Source organism: Mycobacterium sp. (assembly GCF_051006775.1).
Taxonomy (GTDB): Bacteria; Actinomycetota; Actinomycetes; order Mycobacteriales; family Mycobacteriaceae; genus Mycobacterium.
This window is the reverse complement of sequence record NZ_JBPCSX010000158.1, coordinates 1-6,505: the sequence shown is the minus strand read 5'-3', so window position 1 is coordinate 6,505 and position 6,505 is coordinate 1. Positions and strand designations below refer to the sequence as shown.

The window sequence follows — 6,505 nt, the reverse complement described above, 5'->3', positions numbered from 1 at the left end:
CGGTGCAACGGCACAGATTTAGCTATCAGCGGTTGCGGCTTCGGCGGGCGCCGGCGCGGCATCCGCGGCGGCGTCGTCGTCGACCGGGATCAGCGAGATCTTGCCGCGGTTGTCGATATCGGCGATCTCGACCCGCAGCTTGTCGCCGAGCTTGACGACGTCGTCGACCTTGTTGACCCGCTTGCCCCTGCCCAGCTTGGAGATGTGGACAAGGCCGTCGCGACCGGGCAGCAGCGAGACGAACGCACCGAAATCCGTTGTCTTGACGACGGTTCCGAGGAACCGCTCCCCGACCTTCGGCAGCTGCGGGTTCGCGATGGCGTTGATCATGTCGATCGCAGCCTGCGCGGACGCGCCATCGGTGGCGCCCACGAACACCGTGCCGTCGTCCTCGATCGAGATCGAGGCGCCGGTCTGCTCGGTGATCGAGTTGATCATCTTGCCCTTGGGTCCGATGACCTCGCCGATCTTGTCCACCGGCACCTTGATGGCGGTGACCCGCGGCGCGTAGGGGCTCATCTCGTCGGGCTCGTCGATCGCCTCGGCCATCACTTCGAGGATGGTGGTCCGGGCGTCCTTGGCCTGCGCCAGGGCGCCGGCCAACACGCTTGACGGGATGCCGTCGAGCTTGGTGTCGAGCTGCAGGGCGGTGACGAAGTCCTTGGTGCCGGCGACCTTGAAGTCCATATCGCCGAAGGCGTCTTCGGCACCCAGGATGTCGGTCAGCGCGACGTAGCGCGTCTCACCGTTCACCTCGTCGGACACCAGACCCATGGCGATACCGGCGACTGGTGCCTTGAGCGGCACACCGGCGTTCAGCAGTGACAGCGTCGAGGCGCATACCGAACCCATCGACGTCGAGCCGTTGGAGCTCAGCGCCTCCGAGACCTGACGAATCGCGTACGGGAACTCCTCGACGCTCGGCAGCACCGGCATCAGGGCACGCTCGGCGAGCGCGCCGTGGCCGATCTCGCGCCGCTTGGGCGAGCCGACGCGGCCGGTCTCACCGGTCGAGTACGGCGGGAAGTTGTAGTGATGCATGTAGCGCTTGGACTTCTCCGGCCCCAGCGAGTCGATCTGCTGGGCCATCTTGACCATGTCCAGGGTGGTGACACCCATGATCTGGGTCTCGCCGCGCTCGAACAACGCGCTGCCGTGCGCCCGCGGGATGATCGCGACCTCGGCACTCAGCGAGCGGATATCGGTGATCCCGCGGCCGTCGATGCGGAAGTGATCGGTCAGGATGCGCTGGCGAACCAACTTCTTGGTCAGCGAGCGGTAAGCGGCGCCGATCTCCTTCTCACGACCGGCGAACGCCTCGCCGAGCTTGCCGAGAACCTCGGCCTTGATCTCATCGGTGCGGTCGTTGCGCTCGGTCTTACCGGCGATCTGCAGGGCGGCGGCGAGATCGTCACCACCGGCCGAGACCACAGCGGCGTAGACATCGTCCTGGTAGTCCGGGAACAGCGGGTAGTCGGCGACGGGCTTGGCCGCCTTCTTTGCCAGTTCCTGCTGTGCGTCACACAGCGCTGCGATGAACGGCTTGGCGGCCTCAAGGCCCTCTGCCACAACGCTTTCGGTGGGCGCGGTCGCGCCACCGGCGATCAGCTCGATGACCCTGTCGGTGGCCTCGGCCTCGACCATCATGATCGCCACGTCGTTGGCGGTCTTGCGGCCCGCGACGACCATGTCGAAGACGGCGTCCTCGAGCTGCTCGACGGTCGGGAACGCGACCCACTGGCCTTTGATGAGGGCGACGCGAACGCCACCAACCGGACCGGAGAACGGCAGGCCGGCGATCTGGGTGGACGCCGAGGCGGCGTTGATCGCCAGCACGTCGTAGAGATCGTTGGGATCCAGGCTCAGGATCGTGACGACGACCTGGATCTCGTTGCGCAGGCCCGAGACGAACGTCGGGCGCAGCGGCCGGTCGATCAGACGGCAGGTCAGGATGGCGTCGGTGGAGGGACGGCCCTCACGACGGAAGAACGAACCGGGAATGCGGCCCGCCGCGTACATCCGTTCCTCGACGTCGATGGTCAGCGGGAAGAAGTCGAAATGCTCCTTGGGTGCCTTGCCGGCGGTGGTCGCCGACAGCAGCATGGTCTCGTCGTCGAGGTAGGCGACGACTGCGCCGGCGGCCTGCTGGGCCAGCCGGCCGGTCTCGAATCGGATGGTGCGGGTGCCGAAGCTCCCGTTGTCGATGGTGGCGGTTGCTTCGAATACGCCTTCGTCGATTTCAGCGACAGACATGTAGTCCGTACGGCCTTTCTGGGAATCACTGTTCTTTTTTGGCGCCACCAGCCAACCCGGGCGGCCCGAGGGGGCGCCGGGTTGCTGAAGCTGCCTGGATACGGCTACGGCCGTCGATCGAAGCGGCCGGGCTGGATGTGTGGTCAAGCCCGGCAGCCACTACCGAAGACCGCCCGATCAGGGAAGCCTCGCTGGGAGACGCAGGAACGGAGCACGCAGGTGTGCGTGACCGCACCCGATGTTCGAGCCGGTGAAAGCACTCGTAACGATCATGAGTTTACACGGAGCAGCCAGGGAAAACCCAATGCCGCCCCGGTGTCAGCGGCGCAGGCCCAGACGTTCGATCAGCGAACGGTAGCGGGCCACGTCGACCTGGGCGATGTACTTGAGCAGCCGGCGCCGACGGCCGACCAGCAGCAGCAGACCGCGGCGCGAGTGGTGATCGTGCTTGTGCTGCTTGAGGTGCTCGGTCAGATCCGAGATCCGCTTGGTGAGCATCGCGACCTGGGCTTCCGGCGAACCGGTATCGGTCTCGTGCAGGCCGTACTGGCCCAGGATTTCCTTCTTCTGCTCAGTGGTCAACGCCACGAAATACGCTCCATCAGTCGGTACCGCGAAATTCGAGATCGCACCAGGCCACCGCGGACTGCAGCACTGCGCGTCTCAGAGACTACCAATGCCAACCACCGGGCGGCTAATCGCATGGTCAGCCCGGATTCAGCCCAGAATCAGCTCTGAGCGGCCAGAATCGCCCGGGCCTTGTCGGTGTCGCGGCCCATGGCCACGATCAGGTCGTCGACCGAGCCGAATTTCTTCTGACCTCGGATGCGGGCCACGAAGTCCACCGCAACGTGCTGGCCGTACAGGTCGGCCTCGGTGTCGAGGACGAAGGCTTCCACGGTGCGGGTGCGGCCGGAGAACGTCGGATTGGTGCCCACCGAAACCGCCGAGGAATAGCGCTTGCCGGGCACGACCGTTCCGGTCCCCGGACTCGCCGTTGAATTACTCCGACCGAGCACGGTGAACCAGGCCGCGTAGACGCCGTCGGCGGGGATGGCCGAGTGCATCGGCGGGGCCACATTGGCGGTCGGGTATCCCAGACCCTTCCCCCGGCCCTCACCGCGAACCACCACACCCTCGACCCGGTGTGGACGGCCGAGGGCCTCGGCGGCCGCAACCATGTCACCAGCGTCGACGCAGGACCGGATGTAGGTCGAGGAGAACGTGACCTTCTCGCTCTGGTGCTGGTCAGCCACCAGGGACACCGTGTCTACCGCGAAGCCGAAGCGCTCCCCTGCTTTTCGCAGGGTGCCGACATTGCCGGCGGCCTTCTTGCCGAAGGTGAAGTTCTCACCGACCACCACTTCGACGACGTGCAGGCGCTCGACAAGCAGCTCGTGGACGTAGCGCTCCGGGGTGAGCTTCATGAAGTCCGTGGTGAACGGCATCACCAGGAAAACGTCGATACCCATTTCCTCGGCCAGCTCGGCCCGGCGGGTCAGGGTGGTCAGTTGGGCGGGGTGGCTACCCGGGAACACCACCTCCATCGGGTGCGGGTCGAATGTCATCAGCACCGAAGGCACCCCGCGGGACCGGCCGGCTTTGACCGCGCGAGCGATGAGTTCGGCGTGACCGCGGTGCACACCGTCGAAAACCCCGATGGTCAGCACGCAGCGGCCCCAGTCCGAGGGGACGTCGTCCTGTCCGCGCCAGCGCTGCACGCTCCTAAGGGTACGGCGCGGCCGCCGGGTCCTGCATCGTCGCCGGGCGGATCACCATTCGCCCACTCCTCCTCAGGACGTTCCGTCCTGCATCGTCGCCGGGCGGATCACCACCACCGACTTCGTCCGGTCGCCGTGATCCTCCAGCAGCGCCATCACCCGGCCGGCCGGATCGGTCGCGGCGTACACCCCGGCGACACCTGCCGCAGGAAGCGGCCGTCCGTGGCCGGCGTCCTCCGCTTCGGCCGCGGTGATGTCGCGGCGCGGGAAGGCCAGCAGGCAGGCCTGGTCGAGCGTGTAGCTCAGCGACGGCTGCTCAGCGAGTTCCTCCAGGGTGCGTGCATGGTCGAGGCCGTAGCCACCGACGCGGGTGCGCCGAAGTGCCGTCAGATGCCCGCCGACCTTCAGCGTCTCGCCCAGGTCGCGGGCAAGTGCCCGGATGTAGGTGCCCGATGAGCAGTCCACCTCGACGTCGACATCGACGAACTCGCCCTCGCGGCGGATGTCCAGCACCTCGAAGCGATCGACGCGAACCCGGCGCTCTGCCAGTTCAACCTTCAGGCCCTCGCGGGCGAGTTGGTAGGCCCGCTTGCCGTCGACCTTGATCGCGCTGACCGCCGACGGCCGCTGGGAGATCTCGCCGCGTAGCGGCGCGATGCCCGCGCGAATCTCCACATCGCTGATCGCCCGAGCCGAAACATCCTGAACCACTTCACCGTCAGCGTCATCGGTATTGGTGCTGCGTCCCAGCCGGATGGTCGCGGCGTACGACTTGGCCGTTCCACTGACCAGGCCGAGAATCTTGGTCGCGCGTTCGATACCGACGACGAGCACCCCGGTGGCCATCGGATCCAGGGTGCCGGCGTGGCCCACCTTGCGGGTGCCGAAGATCCGCCGACACCGACCCACCACATCGTGGCTCGTCATACCGGCAGGCTTGTCGACGACGACGATTCCCGGAGATGGACTCACAGCACGATCGCCGTCAGCGCCAGACCGCCGGCCACCGACCAGCGCCCGGACAGCTCACGAAGTGGCGGACCCGACCTGGCGGCGGGGTCGATCAGAATCCGGGAGACGAAGTGGCCGGACGCCCCGGCGGAATCGACCTCGAAGGTGATGTGCGCGTCCTCGAAGCCAAGCCACCGCTGCGTCAGCGGAAACCACGCCTTATAGGTGGCCTCCTTGGCGCAGAACAGGATTCGATCCCAGTGCAGGCCGGTCGGCAACGCACCGATCTCGTGGCGCTCCACCGGCAGACTGATCGCCTCCAGGACCTTGTCCGGCAGCACGTCATGCGGCTCAGCATCGATTCCCAGCGAGCGCACGCCCGAACTGCGGGCGACCACCGCGCCGCGGTACCCCCGACAGTGGGTGAGACTGCCCACCACCCCGGCAGGCCACTGGGGTTCGCCCTTCTCCCCCTTGAGAATCGGAGCGGGCGGCACTCCGAGCGCCTCCATCGCCAATCGCGCACAGTGCCGCGCCGTGATGAACTCGCTACGCCGTTTGTCCACCGACCGCGAGATCAGCGCCTCCTCCTCGGGCAGCGCCAGCAGATGCGGCGGATCGTCGTAGAGCTCGGCGTAGAACACCGCACCGCCCTCGGGCAGCACCGCGGGCATCAATTCGCTCATCCGCGCCTGCTTCGCACCCGGTCCCGGAACTTCTCCGATTGCTCGCGCATCTCGGGGGTGACGACGAAATGACCGCCGAACTCATTGAGATAGCCCGGGGCGTAGTCCGGGTCGGGCAGGATCTGCCGCAACCAGCGGTACGGCTTGCGGCGATGCCATTCCCGCGGATAACCCACCGACACCTCTTCAAACCTGACTCCGTCGTACCAGGTGGTGCGTGGTATGTGCAGATGGCCGTAGACCGAGCACAGCGCGTTGTACCGGGTGTGCCAGTCGGCGGTCTCGGTGGTACCGCACCACAGCGAGAACTCCGGGAAGAACAGCACGTCGCACGGCTCACGACGCAACGGGAAGTGGTTGACCAGAACAGTCGGCACCATCCAGTCGAGCTCGTCGAGCCGGGACCTGGTGTATTTCAATCGATCCCGGCACCACGCGTCGCGGGTGGCATACGGCTCACAGGACAGCAGGAACTCGTCGGTACATACGACGTTGCGCTCCCTGGCCACCGCCAGGCCCTCGGCCTTGGTTGTCGTACCCGCGGGCAGGAAGGTGTAGTCGTAGAGCAGGAACATCGGCACGATGGTGGCCGGACCGCCCTGTTCGGTCCACACCGGAAAGGGATGCTCGGGCGTGATGACACCGATCTGGTCGCACATCTCGACGATGTAGTCATAGCGGGCCCGGCCGAACACCTGCATCGGGTCCTTGCCGGTGGTCCACAATTCGTGGTTACCCGGCACCCAGATCACTTTGGCGAACCGGCGCCGCAACAGGTCCAGCGACCACAGGATGTCATCGGTGCGTTCAGCGACGTCGCCGGCCACGATCAGCCAGTCGTCCGGTGTCGCGGGGTACAGCGACTCGGTCACCGGCTTGTTGCCGGTGTGACCG

General features: G+C 66.5%; 6 protein-coding genes. All 6 read right to left on the bottom strand.

The window, feature by feature from the left end:
- Positions 1 to 18: 18 nt before the first annotated feature.
- Complete coding sequence (locus tag ACR2JI_RS11400) at positions 19 to 2,253, bottom strand: polyribonucleotide nucleotidyltransferase (protein WP_526390186.1); 2,235 nt, start codon at positions 2,251 to 2,253, stop codon at positions 19 to 21.
- Between the two features lie 318 nt (positions 2,254 to 2,571).
- A complete protein-coding gene (gene rpsO / locus ACR2JI_RS11395) occupies positions 2,572 to 2,841 on the bottom strand; it encodes a 30S ribosomal protein S15 (RefSeq protein ID WP_526390185.1) in 270 nt (89 codons plus the stop codon).
- Between the two features lie 140 nt (positions 2,842 to 2,981).
- Positions 2,982 to 3,974 (bottom strand): bifunctional riboflavin kinase/FAD synthetase, encoded by a 993-nt coding sequence (locus ACR2JI_RS11390; RefSeq protein WP_526390184.1) that lies wholly within the window; start codon positions 3,972 to 3,974, stop codon positions 2,982 to 2,984.
- 72 nt (positions 3,975 to 4,046) lie between these two features.
- Positions 4,047 to 4,946, bottom strand: a complete 900-nt coding sequence (gene truB, locus ACR2JI_RS11385) for a tRNA pseudouridine(55) synthase TruB (protein ID WP_526390183.1) — start codon at positions 4,944 to 4,946, stop codon at positions 4,047 to 4,049.
- Positions 4,943 to 5,611 (bottom strand): 4'-phosphopantetheinyl transferase PptT, encoded by a 669-nt coding sequence (gene pptT, locus ACR2JI_RS11380; RefSeq protein ID WP_526390182.1) that lies wholly within the window; start codon positions 5,609 to 5,611, stop codon positions 4,943 to 4,945. Before pptT ends, truB begins: the two co-directional genes overlap by 4 nt.
- The coding region (gene pptH / locus ACR2JI_RS11375; protein WP_526390181.1) for an ACP phosphodiesterase PptH at positions 5,608 to 6,505 on the bottom strand (898 nt) is incomplete at its 5' end. The genes pptT and pptH, both read right to left, overlap by 4 nt.

Bases quoted from the DNA above. Each gene is read 5' to 3' on its own strand.
- ACR2JI_RS11400 (WP_526390186.1), bottom strand. From the start codon at position 2,253: ATGTCTGTCGCTGAAATCGACGAAGGCGTATTCGAAGCAACCGCCACC.
- pptT (WP_526390182.1), bottom strand. From the start codon at position 5,611: ATGAGCGAATTGATGCCCGCGGTGCTGCCCGAGGGCGGTGCGGTGTTC.